Source organism: Nocardioidaceae bacterium, from assembly GCA_018672315.1.
Classification (GTDB): domain Bacteria; phylum Actinomycetota; class Actinomycetes; order Propionibacteriales; family Nocardioidaceae; genus TYQ2.
Window position 1 is genome coordinate 866,277 of record CP076053.1, and the last position, 16,247, is coordinate 882,523.

17 protein-coding genes and 1 tRNA gene are annotated in these 16,247 nt (G+C 72.7%); 3 read left to right on the forward strand and 15 right to left on the reverse strand.

Annotation, left to right across the window (positions count from 1 at the left end):
- Positions 1-56: 56 nt before the first annotated feature.
- The gene (locus KLP28_04065; GenBank protein ID QWC85922.1) at positions 57-2,159 is read left to right on the forward strand and encodes a PAS domain-containing sensor histidine kinase; all 2,103 of its coding nucleotides are present in this window, start codon (positions 57-59) and stop codon (positions 2,157-2,159) included.
- On the opposite strand, the gene KLP28_04070 is transcribed toward KLP28_04065, so the two are convergent.
- The 5 genes from KLP28_04070 to KLP28_04090 form a co-directional block, all read right to left on the reverse strand.
- Positions 2,149-2,403 carry a DUF3618 domain-containing protein gene (locus tag KLP28_04070; protein ID QWC85923.1) on the reverse strand — a complete coding sequence of 85 codons (255 nt, stop codon included), beginning with the start codon at positions 2,401-2,403 and terminating at the stop codon, positions 2,149-2,151. The two genes, KLP28_04065 and KLP28_04070, sit on opposite strands and share 11 nt — an antisense overlap.
- A 92-nt stretch (positions 2,404-2,495) precedes the next feature.
- Positions 2,496-3,266 carry an energy-coupling factor ABC transporter ATP-binding protein gene (locus tag KLP28_04075; protein ID QWC85924.1) on the reverse strand — a complete coding sequence of 257 codons (771 nt, stop codon included), beginning with the start codon at positions 3,264-3,266 and terminating at the stop codon, positions 2,496-2,498.
- The gene (gene cbiQ, locus KLP28_04080; protein QWC85925.1) at positions 3,263-3,958 is read right to left on the reverse strand and encodes a cobalt ECF transporter T component CbiQ; all 696 of its coding nucleotides are present in this window, start codon (positions 3,956-3,958) and stop codon (positions 3,263-3,265) included. Before cbiQ ends, KLP28_04075 begins: the two co-directional genes overlap by 4 nt.
- Before the next feature lies 1 nt (position 3,959).
- On the reverse strand, positions 3,960-4,322 hold the full coding sequence (locus tag KLP28_04085) for a PDGLE domain-containing protein (GenBank protein ID QWC85926.1): 363 nt from the start codon (positions 4,320-4,322) through the stop codon (positions 3,960-3,962).
- On the reverse strand, positions 4,319-5,038 hold the full coding sequence (locus KLP28_04090) for an energy-coupling factor ABC transporter permease (GenBank protein ID QWC85927.1): 720 nt from the start codon (positions 5,036-5,038) through the stop codon (positions 4,319-4,321). The genes KLP28_04085 and KLP28_04090 overlap by 4 nt, the downstream gene beginning before the upstream one ends.
- Before the next feature lie 148 nt (positions 5,039-5,186).
- On the opposite strand from KLP28_04090, the gene bcp reads away from it, so the two are divergent.
- Entirely contained in the window at positions 5,187-5,672 is a 486-nt protein-coding gene (gene bcp, locus KLP28_04095; protein ID QWC85928.1) for a thioredoxin-dependent thiol peroxidase, read from the forward strand.
- A 16-nt stretch (positions 5,673-5,688) separates the two neighbouring features.
- On the opposite strand, the gene KLP28_04100 is transcribed toward bcp, so the two are convergent.
- The 3 genes from KLP28_04100 to KLP28_04110 all read right to left on the reverse strand — a co-directional run bounded on the left by KLP28_04100 (position 5,689) and on the right by KLP28_04110 (position 7,596).
- Positions 5,689-5,761 (reverse strand) — tRNA-Leu (locus tag KLP28_04100).
- 31 nt (positions 5,762-5,792) lie between these two features.
- Positions 5,793-7,091 (reverse strand): thymidine phosphorylase, encoded by a 1,299-nt coding sequence (locus KLP28_04105; GenBank protein ID QWC85929.1) that lies wholly within the window; start codon positions 7,089-7,091, stop codon positions 5,793-5,795.
- A 70-nt stretch (positions 7,092-7,161) separates the two neighbouring features.
- Positions 7,162-7,596, reverse strand: coding sequence for a group 1 truncated hemoglobin (locus KLP28_04110; protein QWC85930.1), 435 nt, complete (start codon positions 7,594-7,596; stop codon positions 7,162-7,164).
- A gap of 154 nt (positions 7,597-7,750) precedes the next feature.
- Between KLP28_04110 and KLP28_04115 the strand changes: the two genes are divergently transcribed.
- Positions 7,751-8,122, forward strand: a complete 372-nt coding sequence (locus tag KLP28_04115; protein QWC85931.1) for a hypothetical protein — start codon at positions 7,751-7,753, stop codon at positions 8,120-8,122.
- On the opposite strand, the gene KLP28_04120 is transcribed toward KLP28_04115, so the two are convergent.
- From KLP28_04120 to KLP28_04150, 7 genes are all read right to left on the reverse strand, one after another.
- Positions 8,091-9,299 carry a cytochrome P450 gene (locus tag KLP28_04120; protein ID QWC86788.1) on the reverse strand — a complete coding sequence of 403 codons (1,209 nt, stop codon included), beginning with the start codon at positions 9,297-9,299 and terminating at the stop codon, positions 8,091-8,093. The genes KLP28_04115 and KLP28_04120 overlap by 32 nt on opposite strands.
- The gene (locus KLP28_04125; GenBank protein ID QWC85932.1) at positions 9,296-9,709 is read right to left on the reverse strand and encodes a cytidine deaminase; all 414 of its coding nucleotides are present in this window, start codon (positions 9,707-9,709) and stop codon (positions 9,296-9,298) included. The genes KLP28_04120 and KLP28_04125 overlap by 4 nt, the downstream gene beginning before the upstream one ends.
- A complete protein-coding gene (locus KLP28_04130) occupies positions 9,706-10,911 on the reverse strand; it encodes an ABC transporter permease (GenBank protein QWC86789.1) in 1,206 nt (401 codons plus the stop codon). The genes KLP28_04125 and KLP28_04130 overlap by 4 nt, the downstream gene beginning before the upstream one ends.
- 110 nt (positions 10,912-11,021) lie before the next feature.
- Positions 11,022-12,143, reverse strand: coding sequence for an ABC transporter permease (locus KLP28_04135; protein QWC85933.1), 1,122 nt, complete (start codon positions 12,141-12,143; stop codon positions 11,022-11,024).
- Complete coding sequence (locus KLP28_04140) at positions 12,140-13,690, reverse strand: ABC transporter ATP-binding protein (protein ID QWC86790.1); 1,551 nt, start codon at positions 13,688-13,690, stop codon at positions 12,140-12,142. The genes KLP28_04135 and KLP28_04140 overlap by 4 nt, the downstream gene beginning before the upstream one ends.
- 150 nt (positions 13,691-13,840) lie before the next feature.
- Entirely contained in the window at positions 13,841-14,896 is a 1,056-nt protein-coding gene (locus KLP28_04145) for a BMP family ABC transporter substrate-binding protein (GenBank protein ID QWC86791.1), read from the reverse strand.
- Positions 14,897-15,040: 144 nt separating this feature from the next.
- On the reverse strand, positions 15,041-16,225 hold the full coding sequence (locus tag KLP28_04150; protein QWC85934.1) for an amidohydrolase: 1,185 nt from the start codon (positions 16,223-16,225) through the stop codon (positions 15,041-15,043).
- Between the last annotated feature and the right edge of the window lie 22 nt (positions 16,226-16,247).

Genomic DNA, 16,247 nt, shown 5'->3' on the forward strand with positions numbered 1-16,247 from the left:
CGGCACGGACGCCGCGTCGGGATGCGGTCGCAGGGTTCTCCACGGAAGGAGACATGATGACCAGACGCGCCACCACCCCCGTCCTCGTCGCCGTGCTCCTCGTCGTGCTGCTCGCCGGGGCCGCCTTCGCCGGGCACCCCGGCTACGCCCTCACCTGGCCGGCTGCGGGCCTCGCGTGCCTGGTCCTGCTGCGGGTGCCGACACCGGCGGACCTCGGTGCCGCCGTCGGGCTCGCCGCGTTCGCCGCCGGCGCGCTGTTGCTGGGCGGCTGCGGCACACCGATCGCGGTGGCCTCAGGCCTGGCGATCGCGGCCGGCGCGCTGGTGACCCGCCGGGTCCTGCGACCCGGACCGAGCGACTTCGACGTCGTCGACGCCCGCAGCCTGCTCCGGCTCGTGGTCGGGGTGGCGCTCGGTGCCTCGACCTCGGCGCTCGTGCTGGTCGCGGTCGCGCACTCGGGCGGCGTCGAGGTGACCGGTGACGTCATCCTGGTCAGGTTGGCGTCGACGGCCTCCTCCATGCTGCTGCTGCTGCCGCTGCACCGTCTTCTCCGCAGCGGGGGGTCCGAGGCCTGGACCGAGGTGCAGACCTGGGCACCGGCCGAGGCGTGGACCCAACGCTGCCTCCTGATCGCCCTGGCCCTCTTCTGTCTCCTCCAGCCGTGGTCCGCCGTCCTGCCGGTCGCCCTGGTCGTCCCGGCGCTGTGGAGCGCTCTGCGCGCCGGTCGTCGCGAGGTCACGCTCCAAGCCGTCGGGCTCTGCACCGTCGCGTACGTCGCGGCGCTCGCCGAGGTGGGCCCGGCGTCGGTGGCGGCCTCCCGCGGCTTCTCGACCACCGAGACCCTGGTCTCGACCCTGTTCTTCATCGCGCTGGCGGGAGCCTTCACCGTGCCACCGGACCTGGTGGTGCGCGCGCACCTGACCACCGTGGGCCGCGAGCGCCAGTTCTCGAGGAGCCTGGAGCTCGTTCTCCACGCCTCCGACCACGTCGCGATCATGCTCACCGATGCCACCGGGAGCGTGCAGCAGGCCAACGGCCCGGCAGCCGCCGTCGCCGGCGCCGAACCCGAGGATCTCGTCGGGCTGCCGTTGCCGTGGTTCGACCTGGCCGAGACGCATGGACAGGGCGCCGGGGGGTGCACCGCGGCCGAGCTCCCCGCGATCCTCGCCCGCGCCAGCACGCAGCCCGCCAGGGACCACCGCGTCCGCATGCCCGACGACTCCTGGCGCTGGTTCGAGGTGAAGGTCGACGAGGTGCGTGACGGCGCACTGCTGCACGGCTGGTTGATCACCGCCTCGGACATCACCGAGCGCGCGGAGCTCGAGCACTCGCTCCGGCGCGCGCTGGAGCGCGACCAGCAGTCGCTGCGGCTGCTCACCGAGACCGACCGGTTCAAGGACGAGCTCGTCTCGACCATCTCCCACGAGCTGCGCACGCCGATCGCCAGCATCGTCGGCTACGCGGAGATGCTGGCCGAGGAGCTCGAGCGCCAGGCCCCCGACCTCCTCGGCTTCCTCGAGCCGGTGACCCGCAACGCCCGACGGCTGCACGGCCTCGTCGACGACCTGGTGCTGCTCGACGCCCTCGAGTCCTCGGAGAGGGTGACCCCTCGGGCGCCGGTCGATCTGCGAGCCGTCGTGCTCGCCGCCGTCACCCGCGCCGACTCGCGGGCTCCCCGGGGGGTGCGGGTGACCTTCGGCAACGTCGTCGACGACCCTCGCACCGACCACCGGATCTGCGGGGACGCCGCACAGCTCACGCGAGCGGTCGACGCGCTCCTCGACAACGCGATGAAGTTCTCACCCGAGCTCGGTCGAGTGCGCGTGGACCTCGTCGTCCTCGAGAACCCCTTCGAGTCCGATGACGGCACCCAGCACACCACCCTCGTGCTCACCGTGCACGACGACGGGCAGGGGGTCGCGGCGCACGACCTCGGGCGTGTCTTCGACCGCTTCTACCGGTCGACATCGGTCTACGAGGCCCAGGTGCAGGGATCGGGTCTGGGACTGGCGCTGTGCAAGGCGATCATCGAGGCCCACGGCGGGGACATCACCCTGGCGAGGAACCCCAGGGGTGGCACGGACGTGACCTGTCTGCTGCCGGTCCCGCAGCGCATCTCGAGCGCGAGCCCCCGTCTCAGCAGGACCGTCAGCGGGTGACGCGCCGCAGGACGACGACGACCGCGACGAAGCCTGCGACGGCGCCCACTGCCTTCACGACGTTGTCGACCCGCACGTTGCCGTCGTCGTCGACGAAGGTCGCCTTGAGTGCGTGCACCTCGCGCTTGGCGACGGTCTTCGGGCTGGCGCGGTAGAGCAGGGTGTCGATGTTCTGCGCGAGCCGCTCACGGGTCGCCTCGACCTCGCTCTCGAGGTCCTCGGGGGACTGTCCGGCCTCGGTCACGGAACTCTCCTCGTCGCTGACGTCTGCTCACCCGGCGGCAGCGGCGCCACCGGTCCACCGGACCCTACCGTCCTCCCGGCGCCGCGAACCCCTCACGTGCCCGGCACCCTGGAGGCGTCGAATCCCTCGGGCAGCTCGAGGCGGTGCGTACGCATCAGCTCGGCGTCGGCGAGCACCTCCCGGGTCGGCCGGTCCGCGGCGACACGTCCGCCGGACAGCACCACCGAGCGCGGGCACAGCCGCAGCGCGTACGGCAGGTCGTGGGTGACCATGACGATCGTCAGGCCGAGCCGGGCGTGCAGGTCCTCGAGCAGCTCGGCGAGCTCGCGCCGCGACAGCGGGTCGAGGTTGGAGCTGGGTTCGTCGAGCACGAGCACGTCGGGGCGCATCGCGAGCACCGTCGCCACGGCGACGCGGCGTCGCTGGCCGAAGGAGAGGTGGTGCGGCGGCCGCCCGCCGACATCGCCCATGCCGACCTGGGCCAACGCCCAGGCGACGCGTTCGTCGAGCTCGGCGCCCCGCAGGCCGGCGTTGCGGGGACCGAACGCGACGTCCTCGGAGACGGTCGGCATGAACAGCTGGTCGTCCGGGTCCTGGAAGACCAGCCCCACCCGTCGCCGCACCTCGGCCAGACGGGGTCCGGGGACGGGCAGCCCCATGATCTCGACCTCGCCGACGGAGGCCTCCAGGATCCCGTTGAGGTGCAGCACCAGGGTGGTCTTGCCGGCGCCGTTGGGCCCCAGCAGGGCGACGCGTTCCCCTGCCGCCACCTCCAGGTCCACCGCCTCCAGGGCCCGGTGCCCGTCGGGGTAGACGTGTCCGACGCTCCTGAGCGAGACGGCTGCCGGCTGCTGCACCGTCATCGGGTGGCCCGGGCGAGCCCGGCGCCGTCCGGTGCCCCCGGCCGGTACCCGCGCGACAGCATCGCCAGGTGCACCCGTTCCCCGCGCTCGTAGGAACGGATGAACAACGCCCCCACGCAGCGGGCCAGCGTCGGCCAGTGGCGTGGTGACCCACCGTCGACCCCGCGGGCGGCCAGGGCCGTCCGCATCCGTCCCAGGTCGCCTGCGACGACCTCGACGTAGCGCAGCATGAGGGAGGTGATGAGGAGCAGCGTCGCGGGGAGCCGCAGTCGCTCGAGCCCTGCCAGCAGCTCGCGCGGTGTGGTCGTGCTGGCGAGGACCAGGCTGGCGAGCACACCGAGCGTCGCGGTCGCGAGCAGCTCGCCGGCGTCGGCCAGACCGGGCCGGGACAGTGACAGACCGAGCACCTGCACCTGCTCACCCGGCGCGACGAAGGGCACCAGCACCGCGAAGACCACGAAGGGCGTCTCGACCAGCATCCGGGGCGCCAGGTGCCGCGCCGGCACCCGGGCGACGGCCGCGAGTGCCACGAGCGCGGCCGCGTACGCCCCGAACGCCGGCCACCAGGCGCCGGGCGTCGCGACGACGACCAGCACGAAGGCGAACAGGGCGGGCAGCTTCAGGTGGGCGGGGGCGCGATGGACCGGTGAGCCCCGGTCGAGGTAGAGCAGGTGGTGGTGACCTCCGGCCACGTCAGGCGTCCCTGCGCGCCGGTTGCGCCGGCTCCGACGGAGCGGAGGACGGCTGGTCCGAGCGACGTCGCAGCAGCCAGAACGCTCCTCCGGCGATGCCGAGCACGGCCAGGGAGCCGACGATCCCCGCGGTGCCCGTGCCCACCCGGGAGTCGTCACCGGAGACGGCGTACCCGTCGAACGGCCCGATGGCCTCGGACTCGCGACCCTGCTCGGCGAAACCCCGGTCCTCCGCGACCCGCTCGAGGCCGTCCGGCGAGCCTGAGGCGAAGCCGCTCAGCACGCCGGCCACGGCGAGGACGACGACGAGCGCCACCGCGGCCAGGACCTTGCCCGAGGGTCCGCGGCGGCCGGCGCCGCTCACGAGCGGACCCCGGTCGGGACGGTCCGGTCGGTCGCAGCCGCGGCGGCCAGGTCGGCGCGCCGGGCGCGCATGGCCGGCCGGGCGGCGTGGACGAGGTCGGGGCGTACGGCGACCACGCTCGCGACCACCAGACCGGTGATGAGCGCCTCCCCGAGCCCGATGACGAGGTGGACCCCCACCATCGCGGCGAGCACGGAGCCCACGTCGATGGTCGTGGTGCCGCCCACCGCGAAGAGACCGGTGAACACGGCGGCGGCGACCGGCACGCTGACGAACGCGGCGAGAGCAGCCAGCGGCGCGACGACACCGACGCGCGTGGGCAGGAGCGCGCGGCCCAGGGCGAGCACGGCCCAGGCGGCCCAGACGCCGGCGACGCCCATCAGGACGATGTTCGTGCCCAGGGCGGTCAGCCCCCCGTCGGCCAGGAAGACGGCCTGCACACCGAGCACGACCGCGAGGCACAGGGTCGCCGTGAAGGGGCCCGCGAGCGCGACGGCGAGGGCTGCGCCCAGCAGGTGCCCCGAGGTGCCCGCGCCGACCGGGAAGTTGATCATCTGCGCGGCGAACACGAACGCGGCGACCAGACCCGCGACCGGTGCGGTGCGGTCGTCGAGCTCACGCCGCGCGCCCCGCAGGGCGACGCCGACCGCGACGACGGCCACGGCGCCGGTGGCGACCGACGTCGGGGCGTCGAGGAATCCGTCGGGTACGTGCACGGGGGCCTCCGGGGGCTGGTGAGGGCTGGCGGGCCGGACCTGCGCGCCTCGCGACGGTGTGGTCGGATGGGTGGCCGGACCCACCTACCCTACGTACTTGCGAACAATGTGCAACAGCGGCCGGACCGCAGCCGACGACGGAGAGCTCATGAGCGACCAGGACACCACCCGCCTCGCCCCCGGGGACGACGCCCCCGCCTTCTCGCTGATCGCGGACGACGGGTCGACCGTCGCCCTCGCCGACTTCGCGGGCCGCAAGGTGATCGTGTACTTCTACCCGGCCGCGATGACCCCGGGGTGCACCAAGCAGGCCTGCGACTTCACGGCCAGGCAGGACGACCTGGTCGAGGCCGGCTACGCCGTGGTGGGCATCAGCCCCGACAAGCCCGAGAAGCTCGCGACGTTCCGCGAGCGCGACGGCCTCTCCATCCCCCTGCTGAGCGACCCGGACAGGAGCGTCATGAAGGCGTACGGCGCGTTCGGCGAGAAGAAGCTCTACGGCAAGGTCGTCGAAGGCGTCATCCGCTCGACCTTCGTCGTGGACGAGCAGGGCAAGATCGAGCTCGCGCAGTACAACGTGAAGGCGACCGGCCACGTCGCGAAGCTGGAACGCGACCTGGGCCTGGCCGGCTGAGCCACGCCGGCGACGGTGCGCTCGGAGAGATTCGAACTCTCACTGGCCAGGACCTAAACCTGGTGCCTCTGCCGTTGGGCTACGAGCGCGCAGGTCTCAGGATGCCAGGACCCGCTCCGCTCAGTCGTCGGAGGCGATCCGCTCCATGACCAGCTGCTGACCGCGCGGGCCCGCGTCGGCGTCGGGGTCGACCGCCCAGCCGCCCTCGAGCGCGGCGAGACCGCGGTCGAAGCGCGCGTCGTCGTCGGCGTGCAGGGTCAGCAGCGGCTGCCCCTTCTGCACCCGGTCGCCCGGCTTGGCGTGCATCTCGACACCGGCCCCGGCGGAGACCTCCTCGCCCTGCTTCGAGCGCCCGGCGCCCAGCCGCCAGGCCGCGACGCCCACCGCGTACGCGTCCAGGGTGGTCAGCACCCCGTCGCGGTCGGCCTCGACCACGCGGGAGTGCGCGGCCGTCGGGAGGTCGGCATCCGGGTCGCCGTCCTGGGCGCGGATCATGGCGCACCACACGTCGTACGCCGACCCGTCGGCCAGCTTCTCCGCAGGGTCCGCCTCGACCCCGGCGCTCGCGCACATCTCGCGCGCCAGGGCGACGGTCAGGTCGACGACGTCGTCGGGCCCCCCTCCCCGGAGCACCTCGACCGACTCGCGCACCTCCAGCGCGTTGCCCGCCGTCAGGCCGAGCGGAGTCGACATGTCGGTGAGCAGCGCCACCGTGCGCAGGCCGGCGTCCGCGCCGAGCGCCACCATCGTCTCGGCGAGCTCGCGGGCGCGGTCGCGGTCCTTCATGAAGGCGCCTGAGCCGACCTTGACGTCGAGCACCAGCGAGCCCGTGCCCTCGGCGATCTTCTTGCTCATGATCGAGCTGGCGATCAGCGGGATCGACTCGACCGTCGAGGTGACGTCGCGCAGGGCGTACAGCTTCTTGTCCGCCGGTGCCAGGCCGGACCCGGCGGCGCAGATCACGGCGCCGACGTCCTCGAGCTGCGCCAGCATCTCCTCGTTGCTCAGCGCCGCCCGCCACCCCGGGACGGCCTCGAGCTTGTCCAGCGTGCCGCCGGTGTGACCGAGCCCGCGCCCGGACAGCTGCGGCACGGCGACACCGCAGGCGGCGACGAGCGGTGCCAGCGGCAGGGTGATCTTGTCGCCGACGCCGCCGGTGGAGTGCTTGTCCGCCGTCGGCCGTGAGAGCGAGGAGAAGTCCAGCCGCTCACCGGAGGCGATCATGGCGGCCGTCCACCGGGAGACCTCGTCGCGCTCCATGCCGTTGAGGAAGATCGCCATGGCGAGCGCCGACATCTGCTCGGGGTCGACCACGCCGCGGGTGTAGGCGTCGATGACCCAGTCGACCTGGTCGTCGCTCAGACGGTGGCCGTCGCGCTTGGTCGCGATGACCTCGACGGCGTCGAACTTCTCGGGCACGGGTCCCCCTCGGGCGGTGGTGGTGTGTGCCCGCAGCCTGCCACCTCCACCCGGCGTGGGAACCGTCGGTTCAGGCCAGGGCGGGCTCCGGTGGCATGGCGGTGCCGGACGCCTCCTCACCGTCGGCCTCGGCCTGCACGACCTCGCCGCGGTAGGACTCGATGATCGCCATGAACTCGTCCCGCTCGGTCGCCGGCACCCCGGCGAAGTTCAGCGTCGCCTCGATCTCGAAGGCGACCGCGTCGAACTGCTCGTCGGTGATCGAGAGTCCGTCGTGGGCAGCCACCATGTCCAGCCCCGGGTAGCAGTCGGGACCGCCTGCGGCCTTGATGGACCAGGCCGTGACGAGGAACTTGTAACCCGGCGCGTTGGACGGCTGGCCGTGGTGCTCGGCCACGCCGGGGTTGGCGTTGACCTTGGCGTTGAGGAAGAGACGGTCGACGAGGATGTCGACCGCACCGGCGATGGCGTACGTGCCGCCGAGACGTTCGTAGAGCGAAGCCATGACATGTGCCTTCCGCGATCGGATTGTGTACCAGAAGTGACGTGGCTCACTATGCGACGTCGTGCACTGTCCGTCAATGCCGCGAATCGGACACCGGACGCCGTCAGCCACGAGCACCGCGTGGACCGTCGACGCGTACGCCTAGCCTGGTGCGGTGCAGGTCCTCGTCGTCGATGCCGCGAACGTCGTCGGCGCCACCCCCGACGGATGGTGGAAGGACCGTGCCGGCGCCGCGCGCCGACTTCACGAGCGGCTCCTGACCGCCGACGTCCCGCACGACGAGGTCGTGCTGGTGCTCGAGGGTCAGGCCAAGGGAGGCGTCCGTCCCGGACGCGACCTGCACGTGCGGACCGTGCACGCCAAGGGCTCGGGCGACGACGCGATCGTCGAGCAGGTGCGTACAGCGGTCGCCCGCCCCCAGGTCGTGCGCGTGGACGTCGTGACCGCCGACCGTGCCCTGCGCGCCGGCGCCGAGGTGGCCGGCGCCATGGTCTTCAGCCCGACGTGGCTGCTGGACCAGCTGTGACCGGCACCGAGGCGTAGCCACGCAGCACGAACCCGGGGCGGCGCCCCGGCTCGCCGTGCAGGCGCAGGTGCGGCGCGCGGCGCAGCAGCGTACGCAGAGCCGTGGTGAGCTCCAGCCGCGCCAGCGGTGACCCCACGCAGTGGTGCAGGCCGACACCGAACGCCAGGTGCGCGGGCCCCTCGCGACCCGGACGGAAGACATCGGGGTCCGCGTACGCCGTCGGGTCGCGGTGCGCCGCACCCAGCAGGGCCGCGACCTTCTCACCCTGCGCGACGACGACTCCGCCGACCTCGACGTCCCGGGTGGCCGTGCGCTCGAAGAGCTGCAGCGGCGCGTCGACCCGCAGCATCTCCTCCACCACCGCCTCGGCCGAGTGCTCTCCCACGGCGTCGGCGAGCGTCCCGCCCGCCGCGAGCATCGTGACGAGGCCGTTGCCCAGCGCGTTCACCGACGCCTCGTGACCGGCGTTGAGCAGCAGCACCACCGAGGCGATGACCTCCTGCTCGGTCAGCGACCCGTCCGCGACCAGGTCCGAGACGAGGTCCTCCTGCGGAGAGCGCGACCGCTCGGCCGCGAGCTCGGCCACCATCGCGGCGAACTCCTCGGCCGCGGCGACGGCTGCAGCGCGCACCTGCTCGTCGGGGGCCGGCTCGTACATCGCGACGATCGCCTGCGACCAGGCGCGCAGGTCGTCCGCCCGTGCGGCGGGGACACCCAGCAGGTCCGCGATCATCAGCACCGGCAACGGCTCGGCGTACGCCGCGACGGCGTCGAACCCGCCGCCGGTCCGGCCCTCGGTCAGCGCCTCGTCCAGCAGACGGTCCGCCAGCGCCTCCACGCGCGGACCGAGTCGCTCGACGTGACCGCGGGTGAATGCCGAGGCCACGGCGCGGCGCAGACGCGTGTGCTCGGGCGGCTCGTTCTCCATCATCTGGTGACGGTGCAGGAGGTTGAAGGGCTCCATCCGCGCCGCGGGCTCGTGATCGATCCACAGGCGCCCGAGCCCCCGGTTGCGGAGCACCGCCGAGGTCGCCGCGTGCGTGAAGGTCAGCCAGCGGCCCTCCCCCTCGTGCCACGCCACGGCGTGCGCTGCCCGCTCGGCGGCGAGGGCGGCGTACGGGTCGGCGGAGACGACCGGGTCGGAGAGGTCCAGCGTGGTGGTGGGTCTCGCGTTCAGAGCAGGTCCTCGGGGCCGAAGGCGTCGGGGAGCAGGTCGGCGAGGGGGCGTACGCCCTGCCCGGTCATCAGCAGGAGATCCGGGCCGCCGAACTCCCACAGCAGCTGTCGGCAGCGCCCGCACGGCATCAGGGGTGCGCCGTCGCCGCCGACGCACGCGAAGTGCGTGAGCCGACCGCCGCCCGTGCGCTGCAGCGCCGAGACCAGCCCGCACTCGGCGCACAGGCCGAGGCCGTAGGAGGCGTTCTCGACGTTGCAGCCGGAGACCACGCGCCCGTCGTCGACGCGCGCGGCGGCACCGACGGGGAACTCCGAGTACGGCGCGTACGCCTGCTCCCGGGCGTCCGTCGCCTCCTGTCGCAGCTGCTCCCACAGCTCGGCATCGGATGCGCTCGTGCCGGTCGCGGTCATCCCGCACTCCCCCGTCTGTAGGTCTGCCCGTCGGCTGCGGGCATGCGTAGTCGTTGTGAGGCGAAGGCCAGCACGACGAGCGTGGTGACGTACGGCGTCATGGTGGTGAAGTCGCCCGCGACGGTGTCGGTCAGCGCGTACGCCAGCCCCACCAGCGCGGCGAGCACCCCGACGGCGAGCCCGGAGGCCTTCACGCCGCGTCGGACCTGCCAGACCGCCACGAGCAGCCCGAGCACCGCGATCGCGAGCAGCAGCGCGTGCACCGAGACGCCACCCTGACGCAGGCCGAGGGTCTCGGTGTACCCGAAGAGACCCGCACCGGCGAGCAGCCCGCCGGGACGCCAGTTGCCGAAGATCATCGCGGCGAGGCCGATGTAGCCGCGGCCGCCGGTCTGGCCGTCGCGGAACGCGCTGGCCGCGACCAGGGCGAGGAAGCCGCCGGCGAAACCGGCGCAGGCGCCGCTGATGAGCACGGCGATGAACTTGTAGCGGTAGACGTCGACGCCGAGCGTCTCGGCCGCGGACGGGTTCTCACCGCACGAGCGCAGCCTCAGGCCGAAGCTCGTGCGCCACAGCAGCCAGCCGCTGCCGGCGATCAGCACGAACGCCAGCACCGTGAGCAGGGAGACCCCGCTGGTCAGCGCGCGCAGGATCGCCGCCAGCTCGGAGACGAAGAAGATCTGCTGATCCTCGAGACTGCCGAGCGCGTCCGCGACCGGGGCGACGGAGACGGAGCCGACGTCGGGCAGACCCGGGGACTGGGTCGACCCACCCCCGGGCAGGCCGACGAAGGCGAGTGCCGCGAGGTACTGCACCGCTCCCAGCGCGATGATGTTGATCGCGACGCCGGAGACGATGTGGTCGACGCCGAAGACGACCGTGGCGATCGCGTGCACCAGACCACCGACCGCGCCCAGCGCCATCGCGCCGAGCACGCCGGCCCAGGCGCCGTAGTGGTAGGCGAAGAAACCGGCACCGAACGTGCCGAGGATCATCATGCCCTCGAGGCCGATGTTCACGATGCCCGCGCGCTCGGACCACAGGCCGCCCAGCGCAGCCATCGCGATCGGGACGATCGCGATGAGGGTCGCGGACACGGTGCCGCTGGAGACGAGGTCGCGCGCCCCGGTGACGACCTGCAGGAAGGACAGGCTGAGCACGACGGCGGCGAAGACGAGGGCCCAGCGCATCGCGCGGGGCATGGTGCCGAGCCGCGTACGCCAGGTGGGCGAGGGCCCGGTCGGGTCACCCGGCCGGGCGCCGCCCCCGGGGGAGGCGGGACCGCTGGGCTGCGCGGGGGTGGCGGGGGCGCTCATGCGCGGGCCTCCTCGGTGGTCGTCGCGTCGTCGGAGGGTCCGGCACGGTCGTCCTCGACGACCTTCGAGACCTGCTGCTGCTCCAGTCGCCGCGCGTAGCGGCGCACGACCTCGTAGGAGATGACCACGGTCAGCACGATGACGCCCTGGGTGATCTGCACGATCTCCGGGGCGACGCCCACGAGGATCTGCAGTGCGTTGGACTGCTCGTCGAGGAACGCGAAGAGCAGGGCGCCGAGCGCGACCCCGATCGGGTGGTTGCGGCCGAGCAGCGCGATCGCGATGCCGGCGAAGCCGAGGCCGGACTGGAAGGTCGAGCCGTACGCGTACGCGTCGCCGAGCAGGATCGGCAGCCCGACGAGACCTGCGATCGCACCGGAGAGCAGCATGGCCACGACCGTCATCCGCTTGACACTGATGCCGCTGGCGACCGCGGCGGTCGGGGACGCCCCCGTGGCGCGCAGGTCGAAGCCGAAGCGGGTGCGGTTCAGCACGAACCAGTAGAGCGCGCCGACGACCGCTGCGATGACCACGAAGCCGTAGATCTCCGTCGTCTCCGACCCCGGCACGGGGATGCTCGGCACCCGACCGTTCTCGATCGTCGCGGTCGCGATGATGTTCGAGCCCTCCTCACGGACGGCGACCTGCCGCAGGAAGTAGGCCACGAGACCGGTGGAGATGAAGTTCAGCATGATCGTCGAGATGACCTCGGAGACCCCGCGGTAGGCCCGGAGCAGACCGGCGATGCCTGCCCAGGCGGCCCCGACGAGCATCGCCGCGATGATCGCGAGAGCGGTGTTGAGGTAGCCCGGCAGCAGGTTCTCGCCCGCGACCACCGCGGCGGCGAAGGCCGCGATGCGGTACTGGCCGTCCACCCCGATGTTGAACAGGTTCATGCGGAACCCGATCGCGACCGCGATGCCGGAGAGGTAGAGCACCGAGGCGTTGTTGACGATGTTCGCGACGTTGCGCGCCCCCGGCGGCGCGAGGATGGTCTCCCAGACCTCGCCGACCGGGTCCCCGGCGATGACGAGCACGAGGCTGGTGAGCGCGAAGGCGGCCACGAGGGCGAGGGCCGGGGCGGCGAGGCCCAGGCCGAGTCGGGTGCCACGGTTCATCGCGCGGTCTCCTGGGATGTCGTCGGGGCCGGCCCCTCGGGCGTGGCGTCGGCTCCCGTCATGGCCGAGCCCAGCTGCTGGGGCGTCACCTCGTCGGGGTCGAACTCGGCGACGAGGCGCCCGCGGAGGATGACCTGGATGCGGTCGGACAGACCGATCAGCTCGTCGAGGTCCGCCGAGACCAGCAGCACGGCGAGGCCCTCGCGCCGCGCGGCCCGGATGGCGTCCCAGATGCCCGCCTGGGCGCCGACGTCGACGCCGCGGGTCGGGTGGGCGGCCACGAGCAGCGAGGGGTCGCCGCCCATCTCCCGCCCCACGATCAGCTTCTGCTGGTTGCCGCCCGAGAGCGAGCGGGCCGGGGTGTCCGGGCCGGGCGTACGCACGTCGTACGCCTCGATGATGCGCTCGGTGTCGGCCCGGGCGTCGGCCCGGTCGATCAGAGGCCCGGTGGAGCCGGGCGAGCGCCCCTGGTGACCGAGGATGCGGTTCTCCCAGAGCGGGGCGTCGAGCAGCAGGGCCTGGCGGTGACGGTCCTCCGGGATGAACCCGATGCCCGCGGCGCGTCGGTCACGGGTGCCGGAGCCGGCCAGGTCGCGCCCGGCCAGCTCGACGGTGCCGGTGGCCGATCGCATGCCCAGCACGGACTCGACGAGCTCGGCCTGACCGTTGCCCTCGACGCCTGCGATGCCCAGGATCTCGCCCTGCCGGATCTCGAACGACACGTCGTCGAGCAGCCGACGGCTGCCGGTGCCCTGCAGCGTGAGTCCGGAGACCCGCAGCTGCACGGCCTCCCTGACCGTCGAGCTCTCCTCCGCGGGCGAGGGCAGCTCGGAGCCCACCATCAGCTCGGCGAGCTCGCGCGCCGTCGTGCTCGCCGGGTCGGCGGTCGCGACGGTCGTGCCGCGCCGCATCACGGTGATGTCGTCGGCGACGCTCAGCACCTCGTCGAGCTTGTGCGAGATGAACAGCACCGTCATGCCCTCGGCCTTCAGCTCGCGCAGGTTGCCGAAGAGCTCGTCCACCTCCTGCGGCACCAGGACTGCCGTGGGCTCGTCGAGGATCAGGATGCGCGCGCCGCGGAAGAGGACCTTGAGGATCTCCACGCGCTGCCGGTCGCCGACCCCGAGCTCCTCGACCAGCACGTCGGGGTCGACGCCGAGCCCGTACGCCTCGGAGATCCGTCGGATCTCGGCCCGTGCGCGCTCCCCGATGCCGTGCTGCTTCTCGGCGCCGAGCACGACGTTCTCCAGCACGGTCAGGTTGTCGGCGAGCTGGAAGTGCTGGAAGACCATGCCGACGCCGGCGGCGATCGCGTCCGAGGGCGAGGACAGCCGCAGCTCGCGGCCCTCGATCTCGATGGTGCCGTCATCGGGAGCCTGCACGCCGTACAGGATCTTCATCAGGGTGGACTTGCCGGCGCCGTTCTCGCCGACCAGCGCGTGCACCGTGCCCTTGCGGATGGTGACGTCCACGTCGGCGTTGGCGATGACGCCGGGGAACCGCTTGCCGATGCCGCGGAGGCGGACGACCGGGTCCCCTGCTGCGATCTGACTCCCGTCCTCACGGGCGGCCGTGCGTGCCACGGGTCCTCCTGGCTCGAGCTGGCTGAGGTGCGTACGGATGCTGCGGGCTGACTCAACCACGCGGGGACCCGGTCCGCACGCAGCGGATCCGGGTCCCCGGTGGTCAGTGGCCGATCAGGAGGTCGGGACCTCGATCTCGCCGTCGATGATCTGCTGCTTGTACTCGTCGAGCTGGTCGGTGATGTCGTCGACCATGCCGCCGGAGGTGGAGTAGCCCACGCCGTCGTCCTCGAGGGTGTAGCGGGTGACGCCCGAGGGAGCCTGGCCGTCGTTGACCGCCGAGAGGTACTCGTACACCGCGACGTCGACGTTCTTCAGCATCGACGTCAGGATCGCGTCCTGCACGGACGGGTCGGCCGTCTCGTACTGGTCGGAGTCCACACCGATGGCGAGGTTGCCCGAGCCGCTGGCCGCCTCGAAGAGACCGCCACCCGAGCCGCCGGCCGCGTGGAAGACGATGTCGGCGCCGTTGTCGTACATGCCCTGCGCCGCGGTGCGACCGCGGGCCGGGTCGGCGAAGCCGGAGAAGTCCGGCGGCTGCGTGAGGTACTGCGTCTGCACCTCGATGTCGGGGTTGACCGCCTCGGCACCCGCGACGTAGCCGGCCTCGAACTTCTGGATGAGCGGGGTCTCGACGCCACCGATGAAGCCGATGTTGTCGGTCTCGGTCTTCAGCGCGGCGGCCGCACCGACGAGGAAGGAGCCCTGCTCCTCGGCGAAGACCAGGTTCGCGATGTTGTCCGCGGCGGCGGCCTCGTCGTCGATGATGGCGAAGTCCACCTCGGGGTACTCCTCGGAGACCGTGGCGATCGACTCGGAGTAGGCGAAGCCCACCGCGATGATCGGGTTGAAGCCGTTGTCGGCGAAGGTGCGCAGACGCTCCTCGCGGGCCGACTCGGCCTCACCGTCGGCGGCCTCGGACTCCTCGGCGCTGAAGCCGAACTCCTCGATGGCCTGGTCGAGACCGGCCGCGGCCGAGTCGTTGAAGGACTGGTCGCCACGGCCGCCGACGTCGTACGCCAGGCCGACCATGACGTCGGAGCTCGGGGCGTCGCCGCCGCTGCCGCCGGACTCGTTGTTGTTGCTGGGGGTGCTGCTGTCGCTGCCGCAGCCGCTGAGGGCGAGGACGGCGGTCGAGAGCAGTGCCGCGATCTTGGTCGTACGACGCAAGAGGGCCTCCTGGTTCATGACGGAGCCCGGCGAACGGGCTGGGACCGGGTCACCTTAGGGCCGAAACGTTTCCTCCGTGCAAACCCGGACGGCGAGTTACACCGTGAAGCTTCGTTCCGTTACCGAAGCGTTGTCATTCGCGGGTCAGCAGTCGAGCGCGGTGTGCGCCAGGAGGCCCGCGGCGACGCCGATCGCACGCTCGTCGACAGCGAAGTCGCCCTGGTGCAGGTCGTAGGTGCGCCCGCCCGGGGTCCTCGTGCCGAGCCGGGCCATCGCGCCGGGGACGTGGTGCAGGTACCACCCGAAGTCCTCGCCGCCGAGGCTCTGCACGCTGGTGACCGCGCCGGCCTCGCCGACCACGCGGTGAGCGGCCCGGGAGAGCGCCGCGATGCCGGCCGCCGAGTTCACGACCGGCGGCACGCCGCGCTGGTAGATCACCTCGGCGCGCACGTCGTACGGGGCCACGAGCTGCTGCACGAGCTCACGGACGAGCTGCTCGGCGACGTCCCACGCCTCGACGTCGAGCATGCGCAGGACACCGCCGAGGTGACCGCCCGACGGGATCACGTTGACGGCGTCGCCCGCGCGCACGGTGCCCCACACGAGGCTGACGCCGGCGCGCGGGTCGAGGCGGCGGGACAGCGCGGCCGGGAGGTCGGTGACGACCTTGGCCATGGCGTAGGTGAGGTCCTGCGTGAGGTGCGGTCGCGAGGTGTGGCCGCCCTCGCCGGTGAGCTGCACGACGACCTGGTCCGCGGCGCCGGTGAGCGCCCCCTCGCGCAGGCCGACCTGACCGACGTCGAGGGTGGGGTCGCAGTGCAGGGCGAAGATGCGGCGCACGTGGGTGAGCACGCCGGACTCGATCGCGTGCAGGGCGCCGCCCGGCATCGTCTCCTCGGCGGGCTGGAAGACGAGGCGTACGCCGTGCGGCAGCAGGCCCTCGTCGGCCAATGTCGCCAGGGCGAGACCGGCGCCCAGCAGACCGGTGGTGTGCACGTCGTGCCCGCAGCTGTGGGCGACGCCCACGCGGGTGGAGTCGAAGCCGGTGTCGCCGCGGTCGGCCATCGCCAGGCCGTCGAGGTCCGCGCGCAAGGCGACGACGGGCGTCTCGGCGGTCGCCTCGGGACCGAGGTCGACGGTCAGGCCGCTGCGTGGAAGCTCGGTGACCCGGCCGCCGGCGTCGAGCATCCGCTTCGCGACCAGCGCGGTGGTGCGCTCCTCGCGCCAGGCGAGCTCGGGGTGGGCGTGGATGTCGCGGCGGACGGCGACCAGCTCGTCGTGCAGGTTCTCCAGCGTCGCGTCGACGCGGTCGTGGAGGTCCTCGGGCATCTCGCCAGGCTACTCCGGCCGC